The 18354-nt window shown below is 70.3% G+C and carries 19 protein-coding genes; 11 read left to right on the top strand and 8 right to left on the bottom strand.

The features are described from left to right. Positions 1–9: 9 nt before the first annotated feature. The 3 genes from ACQHII_RS17865 to ACQHII_RS17855 all read left to right on the top strand — a co-directional run bounded on the left by ACQHII_RS17865 (position 10) and on the right by ACQHII_RS17855 (position 2343). Positions 10–582 (top strand): dihydrofolate reductase family protein, encoded by a 573-nt coding sequence (locus ACQHII_RS17865; protein WP_427920233.1) that lies wholly within the window; start codon positions 10–12, stop codon positions 580–582. 40 nt (positions 583–622) lie between these two features. Next, positions 623–1495: an LLM class flavin-dependent oxidoreductase gene (locus ACQHII_RS17860; RefSeq protein WP_427920232.1), complete on the top strand. Its 873-nt coding sequence runs from the start codon at positions 623–625 to the stop codon at positions 1493–1495. A 62-nt stretch (positions 1496–1557) separates the two neighbouring features. After that, the gene (locus tag ACQHII_RS17855; protein WP_427920231.1) at positions 1558–2343 is read left to right on the top strand and encodes a class I SAM-dependent methyltransferase; all 786 of its coding nucleotides are present in this window, start codon (positions 1558–1560) and stop codon (positions 2341–2343) included. A 12-nt stretch (positions 2344–2355) separates the two neighbouring features. Here the strand turns inward: ACQHII_RS17855 and ACQHII_RS17850 are convergent, their stop codons facing one another. Further along, the gene (locus tag ACQHII_RS17850; protein ID WP_427920230.1) at positions 2356–3516 is read right to left on the bottom strand and encodes a winged helix DNA-binding domain-containing protein; all 1161 of its coding nucleotides are present in this window, start codon (positions 3514–3516) and stop codon (positions 2356–2358) included. Between the two features lie 650 nt (positions 3517–4166). Between ACQHII_RS17850 and ACQHII_RS17845 the strand changes: the two genes are divergently transcribed. The 4 genes from ACQHII_RS17845 (at position 4167) to ACQHII_RS17830 (ending at position 9122) form a co-directional block, all read left to right on the top strand. Next, positions 4167–4940 carry an isoprenyl transferase gene (locus tag ACQHII_RS17845; protein ID WP_093628914.1) on the top strand — a complete coding sequence of 258 codons (774 nt, stop codon included), beginning with the start codon at positions 4167–4169 and terminating at the stop codon, positions 4938–4940. A gap of 310 nt (positions 4941–5250) precedes the next feature. Continuing rightward, on the top strand, positions 5251–6576 hold the full coding sequence (locus tag ACQHII_RS17840; protein ID WP_019072758.1) for a PhoH family protein: 1326 nt from the start codon (positions 5251–5253) through the stop codon (positions 6574–6576). A gap of 402 nt (positions 6577–6978) precedes the next feature. Further along, the gene (locus tag ACQHII_RS17835; protein WP_427920229.1) at positions 6979–7668 is read left to right on the top strand and encodes a transglycosylase SLT domain-containing protein; all 690 of its coding nucleotides are present in this window, start codon (positions 6979–6981) and stop codon (positions 7666–7668) included. 140 nt (positions 7669–7808) lie between these two features. Next, complete coding sequence (locus ACQHII_RS17830) at positions 7809–9122, top strand: AI-2E family transporter (protein ID WP_427920228.1); 1314 nt, start codon at positions 7809–7811, stop codon at positions 9120–9122. 25 nt (positions 9123–9147) lie between these two features. Here the strand turns inward: ACQHII_RS17830 and ACQHII_RS17825 are convergent, their stop codons facing one another. Further along, a complete protein-coding gene (locus tag ACQHII_RS17825; RefSeq protein WP_427920227.1) occupies positions 9148–9693 on the bottom strand; it encodes an alkyl hydroperoxide reductase in 546 nt (181 codons plus the stop codon). 6 nt (positions 9694–9699) lie between these two features. After that, a complete protein-coding gene (locus tag ACQHII_RS17820; RefSeq protein WP_427920226.1) occupies positions 9700–10254 on the bottom strand; it encodes a peroxiredoxin in 555 nt (184 codons plus the stop codon). A gap of 134 nt (positions 10255–10388) precedes the next feature. Between ACQHII_RS17820 and ACQHII_RS17815 the strand changes: the two genes are divergently transcribed. The 4 genes from ACQHII_RS17815 to ACQHII_RS17800 all read left to right on the top strand — a co-directional run bounded on the left by ACQHII_RS17815 (position 10389) and on the right by ACQHII_RS17800 (position 13299). Further along, the gene (locus tag ACQHII_RS17815) at positions 10389–11345 is read left to right on the top strand and encodes a LysR substrate-binding domain-containing protein (protein WP_427920225.1); all 957 of its coding nucleotides are present in this window, start codon (positions 10389–10391) and stop codon (positions 11343–11345) included. Between the two features lie 177 nt (positions 11346–11522). Further along, a complete protein-coding gene (locus ACQHII_RS17810; protein WP_427920224.1) occupies positions 11523–12437 on the top strand; it encodes a MarR family transcriptional regulator in 915 nt (304 codons plus the stop codon). A 69-nt stretch (positions 12438–12506) separates the two neighbouring features. Further along, positions 12507–12866 (top strand): roadblock/LC7 domain-containing protein, encoded by a 360-nt coding sequence (locus ACQHII_RS17805; protein WP_427920223.1) that lies wholly within the window; start codon positions 12507–12509, stop codon positions 12864–12866. A 4-nt stretch (positions 12867–12870) separates the two neighbouring features. After that, complete coding sequence (locus tag ACQHII_RS17800; RefSeq protein ID WP_019072752.1) at positions 12871–13299, top strand: hypothetical protein; 429 nt, start codon at positions 12871–12873, stop codon at positions 13297–13299. A 28-nt stretch (positions 13300–13327) separates the two neighbouring features. Here ACQHII_RS17800 and ACQHII_RS17795 read toward each other — a convergent pair whose 3' ends face one another. From ACQHII_RS17795 to ACQHII_RS17775, 5 genes are all read right to left on the bottom strand, one after another. Then, positions 13328–15670 carry an ABC transporter permease gene (locus ACQHII_RS17795; RefSeq protein WP_427920222.1) on the bottom strand — a complete coding sequence of 781 codons (2343 nt, stop codon included), beginning with the start codon at positions 15668–15670 and terminating at the stop codon, positions 13328–13330. Continuing rightward, the gene (locus ACQHII_RS17790) at positions 15667–16359 is read right to left on the bottom strand and encodes an ABC transporter ATP-binding protein (RefSeq protein WP_019072750.1); all 693 of its coding nucleotides are present in this window, start codon (positions 16357–16359) and stop codon (positions 15667–15669) included. The genes ACQHII_RS17795 and ACQHII_RS17790 overlap by 4 nt, the downstream gene beginning before the upstream one ends. Further along, positions 16356–16880, bottom strand: a complete 525-nt coding sequence (locus tag ACQHII_RS17785; protein ID WP_427920221.1) for a PadR family transcriptional regulator — start codon at positions 16878–16880, stop codon at positions 16356–16358. The genes ACQHII_RS17790 and ACQHII_RS17785 overlap by 4 nt, the downstream gene beginning before the upstream one ends. 105 nt (positions 16881–16985) lie before the next feature. Continuing rightward, on the bottom strand, positions 16986–17228 hold the full coding sequence (locus ACQHII_RS17780; protein WP_093628922.1) for a hypothetical protein: 243 nt from the start codon (positions 17226–17228) through the stop codon (positions 16986–16988). After that, positions 17225–18157 carry an SPFH domain-containing protein gene (locus tag ACQHII_RS17775; protein WP_427920220.1) on the bottom strand — a complete coding sequence of 311 codons (933 nt, stop codon included), beginning with the start codon at positions 18155–18157 and terminating at the stop codon, positions 17225–17227. The genes ACQHII_RS17780 and ACQHII_RS17775 overlap by 4 nt, the downstream gene beginning before the upstream one ends. Between the last annotated feature and the right edge of the window lie 197 nt (positions 18158–18354).

Here is an 18354-nt window from a genome sequence, read left to right as displayed (position 1 = left end):
TGACGTACCGTGCGGAAGATCTCCTACATGATGTCCGTGTCCCTCGACGGTTTCCTGGAGGGCCCCGACCGGGACATCGGCTGGCATCTGGTCGACGACGAACTCCACCAGCACATGAACGACACCCTCAGGCCCATGGGCGCCTTCGTCGACGGCCGGGTCACCCACGAACTGATGGCCGGCTACTGGCCCACCGCCGACGCCGACCCGGACGCCTCCGCGGTCACCGCCGAGTTCGCCGCGATCTGGCGGGACAAGCCGAAGACCGTGTACTCGCGGACCCTGCCCGCCGGTCCCGCCGAGTGGAACACGACCATCGTCTCCGAGGTCGTCCCCGAGGAGCTGCGCGCACTCAGGGAACAGCCCGGCGGCGACCTCTGCCTCGGCGGCGCCGACCTCGCCGCCACCTTCCTCCGGCTCGGCCTCGTCGACGAGATCAAGGTGTACGTCCACCCGGTCCTCATCGGCCGCGGGAAGCGGATGTTCCCCGAGGCCGACGCACACACCGCGCTCCGCCTCGCCGAGAACCGCGCCTTCGGCAACGGGGTCGTCCTGCTGCGCTACGAGCGGGTCGCGCCGTAAATCCGTTGTCCGCCGTGCTCCCACCGGATAGGAAGAAGCCATGACTGGACTCGGCGCGGTGTTCCGTCCCCAACTTCCCCCCGAGCGACTCCGTGCGGTGGTCGGACTCGCCGACGCCTGCGGGCTCGAAGAGCTCTGGCTGTGGGAGGACTGCTTCCGCGAGGGCGGGATCTCGGCCGCGGCGGCGGCGCTCGCCTGGAGCGAGCGGGTACGGATCGGCGTCGGACTGCTCCCGGTCCCGCTGCGGAACGTCGCCATCACCGCGATGGAGGCCGCGACCCTGTACCGGCTGTTCCCGGGGCGCCCGATCCTCGCCGTCGGCCACGGCGTGCAGGACTGGATGGGCCAGGTCGGCGCACGCGCCGAGTCCCCGGTGACCCTGCTGCGCGAGCATCTCGACGCGCTGCGCGCCCTGTTGCGCGGAGAACGGCTCACGGTCCAGGGCCGCTACGTCGATCTCGACGACGTAGGCCTCGACTGGCCGCCGACCGGTCCCGTCGAACTCCTCGCCGGCGCCGGCGGCCCGCGCACCCTTCGCCTCTCCGGCGCCTCGGCGGACGGTACGGTCCTCACCGCGTCCACCGCGCCGGACGGCGTCCGACGGGCCCGTCAACTCATCGACGAGGGACGGGAGTCGGCGGGCCGCACCGACACGCACCGGATCGTCGTCTACCTCCTCACCGCCACCGGCCCCGGCGCCACGGCCCGCCTCCGCGCCGAACTCGCCGAAGAGGGCCTGGAGTCGGTCCCCGACCTCGGCGCGGCCGGCGACGCGCACACCGTGGCGAAGGCCGTCCAACGCCTCGCCGAGGCCGGCGCCGACACGGTCGTCCTCCAGCCCACCGGCGACGAACCCGACCCCGAGGCCTTCGTACGCTTCGCGGCGGAGGAGGTCAGGGCACTCGTCCCCTGACCCGCGCCGCGCCGCTTCGAAATTCGGCAGCGCCACCGACACCGCCCTGCGACCATCGCCCCATGGGCAACAGCAGGAGCTTTGAGGATCTTGTCGCGGAAGGGGCGGCCGTCCCCACCGAGGGCTGGGACTTCTCGTGGTTCGAGGGGCGGGCCACGGAGGCGCGGCCGTCGTGGGAGTACGCGCGCACCGCCGGGGACCGCCTCACCTGGGCGAACACCGCCCTGGACGTGCAGACCGGGGGAGGGGAGGTCTTCGACTTCGCCCTGAGCCGGGCCGCCGTCCAGCCCCCGATGATGGTCGCCGCCACCGAGGGCTGGCCGCCGAACGTCGCCAAGGCCACCGCCCTGCTCCGCTCGCGCGGGGTCGTGGTGGTCGCGGCGGCCGAGGACGCACCGCTGCCCTTCGCGGACGCCGCCTTCGACCTCGTCCTGAGCCGCCACCCGGTCCGGGCCCACTGGCCGGAGATCGCCCGCGTGCTGCGCCCCGGCGGCACCTACTTCGCCCAACACGTGGGCCCCCGCAGCGCGTTCGAACTCGTCGAGCACTTCCTCGGCCCCCAGCCGGAGGAGGTGAGCGGTGCCCGCGACCCCGAGCGCGAGCGGGCCGGCGCCGAGGCCGCGGGTCTTGAGGTCGTCGGTCTGCGGGCCGAGCGGCTGCGCATGGAGTTCTACGACATCGCGGCCGTCGTGCACTTCCTGCGCAAGGTGATCTGGATGGTCCCGGACTTCACGGTCGAGGCCTACGAGCCCCAACTCCGGTCCCTGCACGAGCAGATCGAGGCCACGGGCCCGTTCGTGACCCACAGCACCCGGCACCTCTTCGACGTACGCAAGCCGCTCGCGTGACGTGGGGCCGATTCAGGCGTGCGGTCCGGAGGTCACCTTCCCGATCACCAACTCCGCCCGCGCCTGAAGCACTTCGCCCACCCGTTCCGCCCGCTCGCCCAACTCCCGTTCCTGGCGTGCCGTCAGCCGTCCCAGCGGCTCCACGGTGACGGTCGTACGCCGTCCTTGTCTGCGCTGGTGCCAGACCCCGGCGACCACCCCGTCGACCAGCAGCACGGGGTAGTTGCCGGCCTGTCCGCCCGCCAGCGCCCGCCGGTACGCGGTACCAGGGAACAGCGTCTCGCGGGGCTGGGCGGCGATGACGTAGGCGTCGAAGTAGGGGAGAAGGCGCACGCCCCGGACGGGTTCCTCGGGGAATGACGTGTCGCCCGCCGCCAGCCACGCGCGCGTGCCCTCGAAGTCGGCCTCCTCGATTCCGCCCTCGGCGGCGCAGGTCTCGAAGAGCGCCGACGCCCAACCTCCGGGCGCCGCGAGCCATTTGGCGAAATCCGGTGGGGTCGCCGGGCCGTAGGCGCGCAGATATCGCCGTACGAGGGTGCGCAGGGCCTCGGCCGTGGGGAGGGGGGTGAAGCGGGGCGGGCGGGTGTAGGTGACTTTGCGGCCGCGGTTCGGGCCGAAGCACAGGGCGCCGGACTGGCCGGCCCGGTGCAGGACCTGGCGCCAGCGCGGCCACAGGTCCTGGAAGGCCGGCATCACCCGGTCCCCGGCCCACGGACCGGTGCGGGCGACGACCGCCTCGTCGAGTTCGTCGACGGTCAGGGTCCGGCCGTCCAGGGCGTCGGCAATGGCCGCGACCACCTCGGTGGCCTGTGCGTCGGTGAGCCGGATGTCGGGGGCGAACCGGCCCGTGCCCGGGATCGCGGTCAACGCGGCGCTCCACAGCGGGAGTTCGCCGGTGGGCAGCAGATGGACGGTCCCGCGCGGGCCGTGGGCCTTGATCAGCGAGGCGGGTGAGCCGTCGGCCTGCCACAACGCCGCTCGTACGTCTGCCCGGGTCCGCCCCGCGGCCCGTACCCCCACCGACACCTCGGCCGCCGACAGCACCTGCGCATGGGCGGCGAGCATCGACGCCACCACCTCGGCGACCGGTGTGCCGGGCCCGGCCGGGGTGTCCAGGAACTGCCGTCGGAGCCGGCGGGCGCTCGCCATGGTCCAAGTGATCTTCACGGTCATGGCGCGACGCTAGGGCCGAACTAGGTCACGGGACGTCCGCCACACGTCCACGCGGTTTTCACATCGTTATCGAGATCGACTCGCGTTCCGGCCATCTCCTCACGTAAGTTCAGACCAAGGTAATTCGCGTGAGCAAAGCTGCGCGGTCGGCACCGCGCGGTGGAGGGGGCCGCGCGGTGCCCCTGCCCCGTCAAGCGGACGTTCGCCGACGGTGTCACCCCTGCGAGCGACACGCCGGGGGGTGGCGGAAAACCCCCGCCTTCTCCTCGGAATCCGCTGTGAACAGGCCATGATCAGGGCTGGAATCAGGGCTTCCGGACCCGTTGACGTGTTGTCGGCCGACTCCGGAGAGTAGTTGTGGCACGCCGATGCACGCAGCATCACTTACGAAGGGTTATGGTGGAAACCCCCCCTCGGGCCGGTCCGTATCCCCCCCACGGACCGGCCCGATTTTTTGTGCCCCGCGGCGACGACCCCCGCGCCCCTCGCACCCTCCCGCACCGGCCGACGCCCGTACCGACCCCGTGCCGAACCGAGACCGACCTTCGTGCCGAACCGGGATGAGCCCAGACACCCCTTGGGGGAACCGGGCTCCGGCGGGGGTAGGCTTCGACGCCGGGGACTGCCATCCACGGAGGGGCTGACAACACGTGAACGTGCGCGACACCCTGCGCCGCCTGCTGGTCAGGTTCTACGCACGCAGGGTGGGAGGCCATCTCGACCACGCACAGGTGCCCAAGCACATCGGCGTCATCATGGACGGCAACCGGCGCTGGGCGAAGGCCGCGGGTTCCACCACCGTCCAGGGGCACCAGGCCGGCGGCGACAAGATCGAGGAGTTCCTCGGCTGGTGCAGCGAGACGGACGTCGAGGTCGTCACCCTCTGGCTGCTGTCGACGGACAACTTCGACCGCCCGCAGGAGGAACTCGGCCCGCTGCTCGGCATCATCGAGAACGTCGTCAGTTCCCTCGCCGCGGACGGCCGTTGGCGCGTCCACCACGTCGGCACCCTCGACCTGCTGCCGTCCGGGATGCAGTCCGTCCTCAAGGAGGCGGAGGAGTCGACCGCGCACATCGACGGGATACTCGTCAACGTCGCCATCGGCTACGGCGGCCGGCAGGAGATCGCCGACGCGGTCCGCTCGATGATCCTGGACGCCGCCGACAAGGGCACCTCCCTGGAGGAGCTCGCCGACCACGTGGACGTCGAACTCATCGGCAAGCACCTCTACACGGGCGATCAGCCCGACCCCGATCTGGTGATCCGCACCAGCGGCGAGCAGCGGCTGTCCGGATTCATGCTCTGGCAGACGGCCCACTCCGAGTACTACTTCTGCGAAGTCTTCTGGCCCGCCTTCCGCAAGGTCGACTTCCTGCGCGCGATGCGCGACTACGCCGCGCGACACCGGCGTTACGGCGGATGACGGGCAAGACCCCCCGAGTACCCCGTTTGGTGCACAAGTAACAAGGAGTTCACCAGGGCGTCGTCATATGCCGTGGCATGGCGGCGCATGTTCGAGGGCATAAGCCAAGCAGGTCGACGCCCGAACCACGGGTGTCGTATCTCAGCGGACGGCACGGGGCCGTCCGCCCGGGAGGCCCTTTGCACCAGCCCGACCGTGCGGTCAGTACGGACGAGACGGAGGGCCGGTCCTCGGCCCGCGCACTGCGGTCCGGACCGGTCCAGCTCCTCTCCGTCGCTCCCCGACCTCTTCCGAGGGGGTACGTCCTTCCGTGGTGACCAGCACAAAGCGCCGCCTGCCTGACCGGCGCACCTATGTTCTCGACACCAGCGTTCTGCTGGCCGACCCGAACGCACTGAACCGCTTCGACGAGCACGAAGTCGTGCTGCCGATCGTCGTGGTCACAGAGCTGGAGGCCAAGCGGCACCATCCCGAACTCGGCTACTTCGCCCGGCAGGCCCTGCGCCTGCTCGACGAGTTCCGGGTCCGGCACGGTCGCCTCGACGCCCCCATCCCGATCGGGGAACTCGGCGGCACCGTCAGGGTCGAGCTCAACCACTCGGACCCCAGCGTGCTGCCCAGTGGGTACCGCCTGGGGGACAACGACTCCCGCATCCTCGCGGTCGCCCGCAACCTGCAGGCCGAGGGGTACGACGTCACCGTCGTGTCGAAGGACCTTCCGCTCAGGATCAAGGCCTCGTCCGTCGGACTCCTCGCCGAGGAGTACCGCGCGGAACTGGCCATCACGGGCTCCTCCGGCTGGACCGGAATGTCCGAACTGACCCTGCCGGGCGAACAGGTGGACATCCTCTTCGAGGAGGGCCACGTCTACGTCCCGGAAGCGGCCGACCTTCCCGTGCACACCGGACTGACCATCCAGTCCGAGCGCGGCAAGGCGCTGGGCCGCGTCACCGCCGACGGCAACGTCCGGCTGGTGCGCGGCGACCGGGAGGCCTTCGGTATCAAGGGCCGCAGCGCGGAGCAGCGCATCGCGCTGGATCTGCTGCTCGACCCCGACATCGGGATCCTGTCCATGGGAGGCCGGGCCGGCACCGGCAAGTCCGCGCTCGCGCTCTGCGCGGGCCTGGAGGCGGTCCTGGAGCGCCGCCAGCACAAGAAGGTCATGGTCTTCCGGCCGCTGTACGCGGTGGGCGGACAGGAGCTGGGCTATCTGCCCGGCTCCGAGGCCGACAAGATGGGCCCCTGGGCCCAGGCGGTCTTCGACACGCTGTCCGCGGTCACCAGCCGCGAGGTCATCGAGGAGGTCACCGCCCGCGGGATGCTGGAGGTCCTGCCCCTCACCCACATCCGCGGACGCTCGCTGCACGACGCGTTCGTGATCGTGGACGAGGCGCAGTCCCTGGAGCGGAACGTCCTGCTGACCGTCCTGTCCCGAATCGGTGCCAATTCACGGGTGGTTCTCACCCATGACGTGGCCCAGCGGGACAATCTGAGGGTCGGCCGCTACGACGGTGTCGTCGCCGTGGTGGAGAAGCTGAAGGGCCACCCGCTCTTCGCGCATGTGACCCTCACGAGGTCCGAGAGGTCCCAGATCGCGGCGCTTGTGACCGAAATGCTGGAGGACGGCCAAATCTGAGGTAGTTGCAGGTCAGTTGGCGCCGCCCCGCAAAGCCAAGGAGCTTAGCGGGGCGGCGCTTTGGCGTCCTGCTGTTTCTCCAAATCCCCTGGGGCAAACGGGATGTGAGCTTTCACACGCAACTCAGAATTGCCACCCGGCGTCCGGTTACGGCAGAGTCTCACTCCTGTCAGGCCCCGCATACGACACACGTGTACCCCCAGCGGTACGCACCAACTTGAGCATCAAAGCCAACTCCACAGCGAAGTCGTATGCCGCCCGCTTCTTCACGCGGCGCTCCCCGAGCGGGAGTTGCCCACCGGGCCCGTGCCTCCCGTGACCCCGTAGTTGGGAGGCCAGCGTTCAGGGGCACGATTGCGTCCGCCAGGGTCACCGAAGCGGACGATGCTGGAAGGAAACCGTGTGAGCCGGATTTCGGTCCGGGGATTCGCAGTGGCCTCGGCCACCGCGGTCACCGCCGTCGGAAGCGTCGTGGGCGTTGCCTCGGGCAGCGTCGCTCAGGCGCAGAACAATGACGCCGAGACGACGGCAGCCGACACCACGCTCCTGGCGGACATCCCCACGGGCCAGCAGGCCCAGGTACAGACCGCCTCCTTGACGCAGCAGGCCGACGCCCAGGCGATCCAGGCCGACGCGAGCGCCAAGAAGGACGCCGAGGAGTCGGCCCGCCTGGCCGCCGCGAAGACCGCGGTCGCCAAGAAGGCCGCCGCCGAGAAGGCGGAGAAGCTGGCCAAGGAGCGCGCCGAGGCGAAGTCCGCGGCCAGCCGTTCCTCCACCAGCTTCCCCGTGCAGAGCTCGTACACGGTCTCGCAGATCCAGGCCATGGCCGCCCAGATGGTGCCGAGCGGCCAGTTCCAGTGCTTCAGCAACATCGTGTCGCACGAGTCCGGCTGGAACTACCACGCCGTCAACGCCTCCTCCGGCGCCTACGGTCTCTTCCAGGCACTCCCCGCCTCCAAGTACTCCTCGGCGGGCTCCGACTGGCAGACCAACCCCGCCACCCAGATCAAGTGGGGCCTCAACTACATGGACAGCCGCTACGGCAGCCCGTGCGAGGCCTGGTCGTTCTGGCAGGCGAACAGCTGGTACTAGTCGTACGCCCGGTCCCGGGCCGCTCAACCTCTGAAGGCCCCTCCCCGTCCTAGGGGGAGGGGCCTTCGCCCTGTACGGTCGGACACGCAACGGCTCCAAGGGGGAGTGGGGTGGGGACAGACGGGGGAAGAGGGCGGATCATGTCGCGAGTGCCAGGGTGGCTCGGCCGGCTGGGCAACGGGCTGAGCGAGATGGGGGAGCGCTTGGACGAGCGCCGTGCCGAGGTGGAGAAGGAACACACCGACGCCGGGCCCGAGTTGCCGCCCGCCGACGCCGAACCCCCGGAACCCGCCCCGGTAGCCGTTCCCATCGCCCGTGACCGCCCCGACCCCGCGCTCGCCGTGCCCTGGGGTGTACGGGTGGCCGCCGAGGCGGGCTGGCGGCTGCTGATCCTGGCCGGCACGGTCTGGGTGCTGATGCGGGTCATCAGCGCCGTACAACTGGTGGTCCTGGCCTTCGCCGCGGCCCTGCTCATCACGGCACTGCTCCAGCCGACGGTGGCCGCCCTGATCCGCTACGGCTTTCCGCGCGGGGTGGCCACGGCGCTCACCGCGATCCTCGGCTTCGTCGTGATGGGGCTGATCGGCTGGTTCGTGACCTGGCAGGTCATGGCGAACATCGACAACCTCTCCGACCAGGTCCAGAACGGCGTCGACGATCTGCGCAACTGGCTGCTCAAGGGCCCTTTCCACGTCACCGAGAAGCAGATCAACCAGATCGCGAAGAACCTCCGCGAGGCCATCGGCGCCAACACCGACCAGATCACGTCGTTCGGCCTGGAGGGCGTCCAAGTCATCGTCGAGGCCCTGACCGGCATCCTGCTGACGGCCTTCTCGACCCTCTTCCTCCTCTACGACGGCCCGCGCATCTGGCAGTGGTCGCTGAAGCTGGTGCCCGCGGCGGCCCGGCCGGCGATGGCGGGGGCGGGCCCGCGCGCCTGGCGCACGCTGACGGCCTACGTCCGCGGCACGGTGATAGTCGCCTTCATCGACGCCGTCTGTATCGGCGTCGGCATCTACTTCCTCGGCGTACCGATGGCCGTGCCGCTCGCCGTCTTCATCTTCCTGTTCTCGTTCATCCCGCTGGTCGGCGCGGTGGCCTCCGGCGCGCTGGCGGTCGTCGTCGCGCTGGTCACCCAGGGCGTCGTCGTGGCCCTCTTCACCCTGGGCGTCGTCCTCGCCGTCCAGCAGATCGAGGGCCACATCCTCCAGCCCTTCATCCTGGGCCGCGCGGTCCGGGTCCACCCCCTCGCGGTGGTCCTCTCGGTCGCGGCGGGCGGCATGATCGCGGGGATCGGCGGAGCGGTGGTGGCGGTCCCGCTGGTCGCGGTCACCAACACGGTGGTGAGCTACCTCAAGGCGTACGCCCAGGGCACGGAACCGCCCCCTCGGCTGTCGCCGAAGCCGAGGGGGGCGACGGCGGTGTCATCGCCCCCGCCGGACCAGGCCCCGTAACGACCTTTCCCACCCACCCACCCGTTCACCGTCGGTCGAGAGGTGCCAGCACCGCCTCCGCCTCCAACGTCACCCCCACCGCCTCCACCACCGCCGCGATCTTGAACGCCTCCTGGATCACGTCCCGTTCGACGCCCGCCTTGCGGAGCACCTGCTCGTGCGAGTCGAGACACATCCCGCAGCCGTTGATCGCCGACACGGCGAACGACCACAGCTCGAAGTCGACCTTGTCGACCCCGGGGTTGCCGATGACGTTCATCCGCAGCCCCGCCCGGAGAGTGCCGTACTCATGGTCGGACAACAGGTGCCGCGTCCGGTAGAAGACGTTGTTCATCGCCATGACCGCCGCGGCGGACTTCGCCGCGGTGTACGCCTCCGGCGACAGGTGGGCCTTCGCCTCGGGCGCCAACTCCCGCAGCACGAGCGGCGAGCGGGACGCGATCGCCGTCGCGAGGACCGTGCCCCACAGCTGCTGCGCCGGCAGGTCGGAGTTGCCGATGACCGAACCGAGGTTGAGCCTCAGGTCCTTGGCGTGGTCCGGTATGGCGGACTTCAGGGCGTCCAGTGACATCTCGGGTCACTCCCCGGCGAGCAGCGCGCCCGCGTCCAGCGTGGCCTCGCCCTTGGTCCAGTTGCACGGGCAGAGCTCGTCCGTCTGGAGCGCGTCGAGGACCCGCAGGACCTCCTTGGGGTTACGGCCGACCGAGCCCGCGGTCACCATGGAGAACTGGATCTCGTTGTTCTGGTCCACGATGAACACCGCGCGCTTGGCGAAGCCGTCCTCGCCCTCGATGCCGAGGTCCCGCATCAGCTCGTGCCGGGAGTCGGCCAGCATCGGGAACGGCAGGTCGCGCAGGTCGTCGTGGTCCTTGCGCCAGGCATGGTGGACGTACTCGGAGTCGCCGGAGAAGCCGAGCACCTGGGCGTCACGGTCGGCGAACTCGTCGTTCAGCTTCCCGAAGGCGGCGATCTCGGTGGGGCACACGAAGGTGAAGTCCTTGGGCCACGCGAAGACGATCTTCCACTTGCCCTCGTAGGTCTTGTGGTCGATCCGCCGGAACTCCTCGCCCTTCTCCAGCGAGACACAGGCGGTCAGATCGAACGACGGGAACTTGTCACCGACAGTGAGCACAGGCTCTCCTTGCAGCGGAAAGCACCCAAGCGGAATGGGTGCTTTACGTGGGTTGGTCGGCCCCGATCCTGGCACAACGTGCATTGATTGTGGAAATAGCTACACTGGGGCGTGTTGATCGGAGGCGGTTATCAGTGACCGTTAGTAATACGAGTAAGAGACGCCAGCCCAGCCTGGCCCAGTTGCGCGCCTTCTCCGCGGTCGCCGAACACCTCCACTTCCGGGACGCCGCCGCCGCGATCGGCATGAGCCAGCCCGCGCTGTCCGGTGCCGTGGCCGCCCTGGAGGACACCCTCGGCGTGACCCTCCTGGAGCGCACCACCCGCAAGGTGCTGCTCTCGCCCGCCGGCGAGCGGCTCGCCGTACGGGCGAAGGCGGTGCTGGAGGAGGTCGGGGCGCTGCTGGCGGAGGCGGAGGCCGTGCGGGCTCCGTTCACCGGGGCGCTGCGGCTCGGGGTGATCCCGACCGTCGCGCCGTATCTGCTGCCGACCGTGCTGGGGCTGGTGCACGACCGGTACCCGGACCTCGACCTCCAGGTGCACGAGGAGCAGACCGCGAACCTCCTGGAAGGGCTGACCACCGGCCGCCTGGACCTGCTGCTGCTCGCCGTGCCCCTCGGTGTGCCAGGAGTGGTCGAACTCCCGCTGTTCGACGAGGACTTCGTGCTCGTCACGCCGCTCGGCCATCCGCTCGGCGGGCGCAGCGGCATCCCGCGCGAGGCGCTGCGCGAGCTGAACCTGCTGCTCCTGGACGAGGGGCACTGCCTGCGCGACCAGGCCCTCGACATCTGCCGGGAGGCGGGCCGCGCGGACGCCCCGGTGACCACGACGGCCGCCGGACTCTCCACGCTCGTACAGCTCGTCGCCGGCGGGCTCGGGGTCACGCTGCTGCCGCGCACCGCCGTACGGGTCGAGACCACCCGCAGCGACCAGCTCCTCACCGGCTACTTCACCGAGCCCGCCCCGACCCGCCGGATCGCCCTCGCGATGCGCACCGGAGCCGCCCGCCGCGCCGAGTACCAGGAACTGGCCGCCGCCCTCCGCGAGGCCCTGCGGCCGCTGCCGGTACGGGTGTTGGGCACCGGCAACTGACCCGTCCCCGTTCGGTCAAATGAGCGCCGCACAAAGGAAATCGAACGGCGGGAATTCTCAACTTCCGTCACCCGCAGGCAGGTAGGAAGAACCCCGCCGGAATATGCGCTCGGACTGATACACCTTCACCCCTCAGCGCTACACGTCAGGTGCGTGTACGAAAAGCCTAGGGGAGTGATGTCGGGCATTCGGGATTCCCTCGGCCGGGTCGGTCACGACCTGCTCGCGGCGGCTCTTTCGGCCTGTGGGCGCGAGGAGTTCACCGGGGGACTGCGGGTGTCCGGCAGACCCGGCGGGATCTTCCATCTGCGCGGCGGGCTCGTCATCGCGGTGGAGAGCCCCGGCGCGCCGGGCCCCGAGGCACTGCTGCTGCGCTCCGGCCGGGTCACCGGCGAGCAATGGGCCGATCTGGTACGGGAGTCGGGCGGCTCGCGCTGGCCGGTGGCCGGACTGATCGCCCACGGGTACGCGGGGGCCGCCCAGTTGCGGATCGTGTGTGTGCTGGCCCTGCACGACGCGGCCTTCGCGGTCGTCGCCGGAGACGTCGACCACTGCGAACGCGCCCCGGACGTAAGGCCGTTGGCGCCCGTGGGCATCGGCGAACCCCCGATCCGGCTGCTCCAGGACGGGGCCCGCAGACTTGCCGCGATCGCCGCGCTCCCGTGTCCCGTACGGCCCGACCGGGAACGCCCCCGAGCCCCCGCCGGCGGCCTCGACGAGGCCGGACTCGGCATGCTGCAACGGGAGTTGCTCACCCATGTCGACGGCCGCCGTACCGCCCGGGATCTCGCCTTTCGTACCGGGCGCGGGGTCTACCCGGTCACCACCGAGGTCGCGCGGATGCTCGCCGAAGGGCTGCTGGAGTGCTCCGACACCCCGGTGCCGATCCCGGTCCGGGTGCCGCCCGAAGGGCCCGTCCTGCGCCGTCGTGAACCGGCGCCCGCGCCACCGCAGTTCACCGCACAGGCCGCACCCACCGCGCTGCCCCGCCGGAATCCGGGGGCCAGCGGTATCACCGAATCTCTCGTCCCCGAAAAGAGCGGGGCGGGCTGGAAAGGGTTCTTCCGCCTGCGGAACGGAACCTCGAAATGACCCTGACGGACAATTGCGATCAGTTTTAGGGGAGTTGAGTAAGTGGATCACAAAGCCCTGACATTGGAAATGCGCACACTGCGGGAACAGGTGACCGGAATCACCGACACCGCGGTCACGGCGGCCGACGGACTGCTCATCGCGGCCGACACCGCCGACTCGATCGACCCGGAGGCCCTCGCCGCGCTCGCCGCGGCCGGCCTCGGCCTCGCCCGGCGCACCGCCGAGGCCACCGACCGCGGCACGCTGCGCCAGACGGTGACGTACGGCAGTCACGGCTGCGCCGCGACCTACGCCGTGGGCGACACCGCGCTGATGGTGGTGCTCGGCGACGAGGGGATGGACGTGGACCGGCTGCATCTGGCGGCCCGGCCGACGCTCGACCGGATCGAGTCGATCCTCACCGAGAAGGCATCAGAAGGAGTGTGAAGGGATGGCGACGAAGCGTATGACTCCAGGATTCTCCGACCAGGTGATGGGCCTGGTCAAAACCCTCCGGACCGACGCCCCCGACTGTGTGGCCTCGGGCGTGGTCGACATGTCCACCGGCATGCTGCTGTCGTACGAGACCATCGACAACCACCCGCCAGAGGTCCTCGACCTGCTGGCGGGTGCGACCCTCGACCTGTTCCAGGGCCGGACGGTCGTGATGATCGAGGACGTCTTCAAGGAGCGCCGCGGGATCACCAGTGACCACCACTTCTTCCAGGAGATCCTCGTCAACAGCGAGAACCTCACCCACCTGTTCGTGCGGATGACCGAGCAACAGGACGTCGTCGCCGTGGTGGTCTGCCGCAAGTCGGTGAACGTGGGCATGCTGTTCGCCCAAGTCCGGCGCGTGGTGCGGGAGTACGGACTCTGACGAGGGCGGACGGGCGGCTGCGGACGGACTACTCCGTGCGCAGCCCGTCCGGCCGCATCATCCGCAGCAGCGGCGGCAGGCTGAGCAGGGTCACCGCCAGGACGACCCCCGCGCCGATGCCGGTCATCATCAGCACGCTCTCCCAGTCGATGGCCACCGGCGTGGCCGTCATCTTCAGCAGCACCGCGCCCAGGGTCAGCCCCACCGTCGAGGCCAGGGCCAGGCCCAGGCCGATCGGGATCGCCGTCTGCCACAGCACCGACAGGCTCAGCGTGCGCCGCCGGGTGCCGAAGGCGACCAGCGCCGACAACAGCTTCCTGCGCTCGCGCAACTGCTCCAGCTGCGACACCAGCAGGCTGGCCCCGATCAGGACGAGCACACAGGTCGCGCCGACCAGCAGTCCGGTGCGGATGGACGTGAATTGCGCCGACTGCCGGGTGGACGCCAGGACGAACACGTCCCCCAGCGGGTCGAGCTTCGCGGCGGTGTTGCGCACGTAGTCGGTCGCGTCCGGCACCGAGCCGTCCAACGTGACGAACACGTGCTGGTCCAGGGTCTTCGCCGCGTTCGCGGGCAGCGCGCCCGAGGTGATCAGCAGACCGTCGCGGGCGTAGCCGGTCGGGTCCTCGCGATGGGTCGCCGTCTTCAGACCCGCGGGCACCTTCCAGGCCACCGTGTCGTGGGCCGGTGACGAGTCGTAGGACGGGTCGAAGTACACCGTCCGGCCCGCCTTGGCCGTGTGTGCCGTCTGCTGGTCGAGGTCGGCGCCGCCGCCGGTGATCCGGAAGATGTCGCCGTCGCGGCAGCCCGTCAGCCGGGCCACCTCCTGAAGCTGGGCGCAGCTGCCGACGGCGACTTCCAGGTTGCCGTCCGGGTTCTTGGCCCGTTCGCCGATCCAGGTGAGGGAGACGGCCGCCGTCCGCCGGACGCCCTTGGTCCGGGCGAGCTGCCCGTCGGCCTGGGCCAGCGAGGTGGCGCCGTCGACGGAGACCTCGATCTGGGCCCGGTTCACGTCGTTGCCGGTCCGCTCGGTGTAGCCGCCCTCGACGCCGGAGAACAACATCTGGAGCGCGATCGCACCTGCCACCGCGACCGCGATGCCGTTGACCATGCGGGCGGCCGTACCACTGCTCAACTGGAGTCTGCGGACGGCGAGTTGCCAGGACACCGAGCCGGAGTTCAGCCGGACCACGGTGGCCTCGACGATCCACGGCAGCAGGGCGGTGATGCCGACGAGCAGCAGGACCGTGCCGCCGATCACCAGCCACTGGTTGAAGTTCCCGTCGCTGTTGCCCTGGCCGATCATCGGGTAGAGCATCGCGAGGCCGGCCAGCGGCATCAGCAGCCGCCACCACAGCCGGCGCCGCGGCGGCTTCGCCTTGCGGACCACACCGAGCGGTTCGATGACCACCCCGCGCAGCGCGAACAGCGTCACCAGGACGGCCGCGGCCGGCACGGCGACGGCGACGGCCAGGGCGAGCAGCGGCGAGGGGTTGAGGTCGCTCGGGAACATGCTGATGTCCCGCACCTCGACGAGCGACGCCAACTGCCGCCCCACCAGGAAGAATCCGGTGCCGACGACGAGCCCGAGGAGCGCCCCCGCGAGCGCCTCGCCGCCCGCGATCCGGCGCGCCATCCGCCCGTCCGCGCCGACCAGGCGCAGCGCCGCGAGCCGCCGGTCCCGGCGGTCGCCGCCGAAGCGCACGGCCGCCGCGATGAACACGCCGACCGGCAGCAGCAGGACGACGAAGACGATCAGGATCAGCAGCAGGAGGATCGGGTCGAGCTTGTCCGGCGTGCTGTTGGGGGAGGGCCCGAAGTAGTTGATGCGCTCGACGTTGCTGCCGCCCTGGTGCTGCAAGAGGTCCTTGCCGCCCGCGTAGTAGGCGAGTTCGGCGGGGCCGATGAGCCCGGTCCGCGCGATGGTGCCGGTGATCTTGTAGGGCAGCCGTTCGCGCAGCAGCTTCCCGGAGCCGGACTTGAGGAGCTCGTCGAGCGCGGGGGAGACGACCATCTCGTCGGTCGCCGGGAACTTCGTGAGGCCCGGCGGCAGCGGTGCCTTGGTGCCTTCCGGCTCCAGCAGCCGGCCGCGCACGTCCTTGCTGCGGAACGTGGTGTCGGAGTTGGCTATGACCAGAGTGTTGTCCGCCTTCGGCAGCTGCTTCCCGCTGTAGGTGAAGTCCTGCCGCGCGCTGCCGCGGTCGTCGCGCTGGGAGAGCGCGTTCGGCAGCGCGGTGGTGAGCAGCAGCAGCGCCACCCCGAGACCGACGCCGACCGCCGTCAGTACGGCCCGTACCCAGCCCTCACGTCCGCCGGCGAAGGCGAACCGCACCCCCATGGCCAGATCGGCCGCCCACTGACGCAGGTTCATACGATGCGCTCCATGTCCTTGGACTTGCCGTCCCGTACGACGATCTCGCGGTCCGAGTAGGCGGCCACCCGGGCCTCGTGCGTGACCAGCACGACGGCCGCGTTGGTGGACCGGGCCGCCTCGGTCAGCAGCTCCATCACGCGCTCGCCGTTGAGCGAGTCGAGCGCGCCGGTCGGCTCGTCGGCGAACAGCACGCGCGGGTTGGTGACCAGCGAGCGGGCGACGGCGACGCGCTGCCCCTGACCGCCGGAGACCTCGCCGGGCCGCTTCTTGGCGAGGTCGTCGACCTCCAGGCGCTCCATCCAGTGGAGCGCGGCCCGCTCGGCCTCCTTGCGGTGCGTGCCGTTCAGCCGCAGCGGCAGTGCCACGTTCTCGACACAGGTCAGCTCGGGCACCAACTGGCCGAACTGGAACACGAACCCGAACTCCGAGCGGCGCAGCGCGCTGCGCTGGGCGTCGCTCATCGTCGCCATCTCCTGCCCGTTGTAGGTGATCGAGCCCGAGTCGGGCGGGACGATCCCGGCGAGGCAGTGCAGCAGCGTCGACTTCCCGGACCCGGAGGGCCCCATCACGGCGACCACCTCTCCGGGATGGATGGAGAACTCGGCGCCGTCGAGCGCGGTCGTCGGCCCGTAGGCCTTGCGCAGTTCCTCGGCCGCGAGCAGGGAACCGGCGGGATGTGTCGTCACTTGGCCACCACCTCGGCGAGCTTTTCGAGACGCGCCGCGGTGAGCTCCAGCCACCGCAGGTCGGCCTCCAGATGGAAGAGGGCGTGGTCGCAGATCAGCTGGTCCGCGAGATCGCCCTTGCGCTTGCGGTCGGTCAGGATCCGCATGCCCCGCAGATGCTCGGAGCGCTGCACGTCGAGGATCTCCGCCGCGTTGCGGTGCGTGAGCAGCGCGAGAACGACCTTGGTGTAGAGGGTCGACTGAAGGTACGGCTCGGGCTTCTCGGGCGTCGCGAGCCACTGCTGTACGTCGGTGATCCCGGCGTCGGTGATGGCGTACCGCTTGCGCTCGGGACCGCCGCCGGCCTCGATGCCGTCGACCTCGACGAGGCCGTTCTTCAGCAGGCGGGACATCGTCGAGTAGACCTGGCCGTAGTGCAGCGGCCGGTCGTGACCGAACTTCTCGTCGAAGGCCCGCTTCAGGTCGTAACCGTGGCGCGGGCCGGACTCAAGGAGCCCCAGAAGGGTGTGACCGATGGACATGCGGAGCACTCTACACACGGCGTATACCTGGCGTGTATACGCACAGTGTGTAGATCATGGCCCGGGGTGCGGCCCCGCAGGTGAGGGCCGATTGTCACGGTTCTGTCACTGGGGCGGCCGGGGTGGCCGGCCGCGGCGCGGCAGCGGCCCGGCCTCCCCGGGAAGCCGCCCCGCCTCCGCGAGAGCCCGCCGCAGCAGGAACTCGATCTGCGCGTTGGCGGACCGCAGTTCGTCCCCGGCCCACCGGGCGACGGCCTCGTAGACCGCGGGGTCCAGCCGCAGCAGTACCTGCTTGCGCTCCTGCTGCGGCCGGCGCTTCGCCCCGGAGGGCTCGGAGGGGTCTGTCACTGGTAGAGGGTCCCCGTGTTCAGCACGGGCTGCGGCGACCGGTCCCCGCACAGCACCACCAGCAGGTTGGACACCATCGCCGCCTTCCGCTCGGAGTCCAGCTCCACGATGTCCCGCTCGGTGATCCGGGCCAGCGCCGCCTCGACCATCCCGACCGCCCCGTCCACGATCTGCCGCCGGGCCGCGACGACCATCCCGGCCTGCTGCCGCTGGAGCATCGCCGAGGCGATCTCGGGCGCGTACGCGAGGTGCGTGAAGCGGGACTCGATGATCTGGACGCCGGCCGCCTCGACGCGCGCGCTCAGTTCGAGGACGAGCTTCTCGGTGATCTCCTCGGCGTTGCCGCGCAGCGAGAGCCCGCCCTCGTCGTGGGAGTCGTAGGGGTACTCGATGGCGATGTGCCGTACGGCCGCCTCGGTCTGGATGGCGACGAAGTCGCTGTAGTCGTCCACCTCGAAGGTGGCCTGCGCGGTGTCGCGGACCTTCCACACCATGACCGCGGCCAGCTCGATCGGGTTGCCGTAGGCGTCGTTGACCTTGAGGACCGCGGTCTCGTGGTTGCGGACGCGGGTGGAGATCTTCGTGCGCGCGGTGAAGGGGTTCACCCAGCGCAGCCCGTCCTGCCGGATGGTCCCCCGGTAGCGCCCGAAGAGCTGCACGACCCGCGCCTCGCCCGGCGCCACCGTGTTCAGTCCGCGCATCGCGATGACCGCGGCCAGGAGGACGAGGAGGCCGCCGACGATCAGCGCGGCCTTGCCGCCGGGCGCGGTGACCGCGGTGGCGGTGGCGAGCAGTCCGGCGGAGATCAGCAGCCCGGCCAGTCCGAGGACCAGCGCCAGCGCGCCGCCGATGCTGTGCGCGGCGAACTCGCGCACACGCGGGGCGGGCATCTCGGGTACGTCCGCCGTGGGTGAGTCCGTGGCCATCATGTCCCCCATATCTTGGTTGAAGCAAAGTGATATCACTTTACCCTCGCGCGGCAACCCTCAACCCCGTTCGTACGTCGGTTCCGTTGGAACAGGTGCTGATTCTCACGTCCGTAAAAGACAGGATCGGCAGACCTTTGTCACAACTGGCGGTGTTAGCTTTCTGAGCTGACTTGCAGGCACGGACGAGACGGAAGCGG

The organism is Streptomyces sp. cg40, assembly GCF_050320165.1.
GTDB classification, from domain to species: Bacteria; Actinomycetota; Actinomycetes; order Streptomycetales; family Streptomycetaceae; genus Streptomyces; species Streptomyces hokutonensis.
The sequence above is the reverse complement of the archived record's forward strand: the minus strand, read 5'-3'. Positions and strand labels throughout refer to the sequence as shown.

Coding starts and splice junctions, on each gene's coding strand:
- ACQHII_RS17860 (WP_427920232.1), top strand. CDS start 623: ATGACTGGACTCGGCGCGGTGTTCCGTCCCCAACTTCCCCCCGAGCGA.
- ACQHII_RS17795 (WP_427920222.1), bottom strand. CDS start 15,670: ATGAACCTGCGTCAGTGGGCGGCCGATCTGGCCATGGGGGTGCGGTTC.
- ACQHII_RS17855 (WP_427920231.1), top strand. CDS start 1,558: ATGGGCAACAGCAGGAGCTTTGAGGATCTTGTCGCGGAAGGGGCGGCC.
- ACQHII_RS17850 (WP_427920230.1), bottom strand. CDS start 3,516: ATGACCGTGAAGATCACTTGGACCATGGCGAGCGCCCGCCGGCTCCGA.
- ACQHII_RS17800 (WP_019072752.1), top strand. CDS start 12,871: ATGGCGACGAAGCGTATGACTCCAGGATTCTCCGACCAGGTGATGGGC.
- ACQHII_RS17805 (WP_427920223.1), top strand. CDS start 12,507: ATGCGCACACTGCGGGAACAGGTGACCGGAATCACCGACACCGCGGTC.
- ACQHII_RS17785 (WP_427920221.1), bottom strand. CDS start 16,880: ATGTCCATCGGTCACACCCTTCTGGGGCTCCTTGAGTCCGGCCCGCGC.
- ACQHII_RS17825 (WP_427920227.1), bottom strand. CDS start 9,693: ATGTCACTGGACGCCCTGAAGTCCGCCATACCGGACCACGCCAAGGAC.
- ACQHII_RS17775 (WP_427920220.1), bottom strand. CDS start 18,157: ATGATGGCCACGGACTCACCCACGGCGGACGTACCCGAGATGCCCGCC.
- ACQHII_RS17830 (WP_427920228.1), top strand. CDS start 7,809: ATGTCGCGAGTGCCAGGGTGGCTCGGCCGGCTGGGCAACGGGCTGAGC.
- ACQHII_RS17810 (WP_427920224.1), top strand. CDS start 11,523: ATGTCGGGCATTCGGGATTCCCTCGGCCGGGTCGGTCACGACCTGCTC.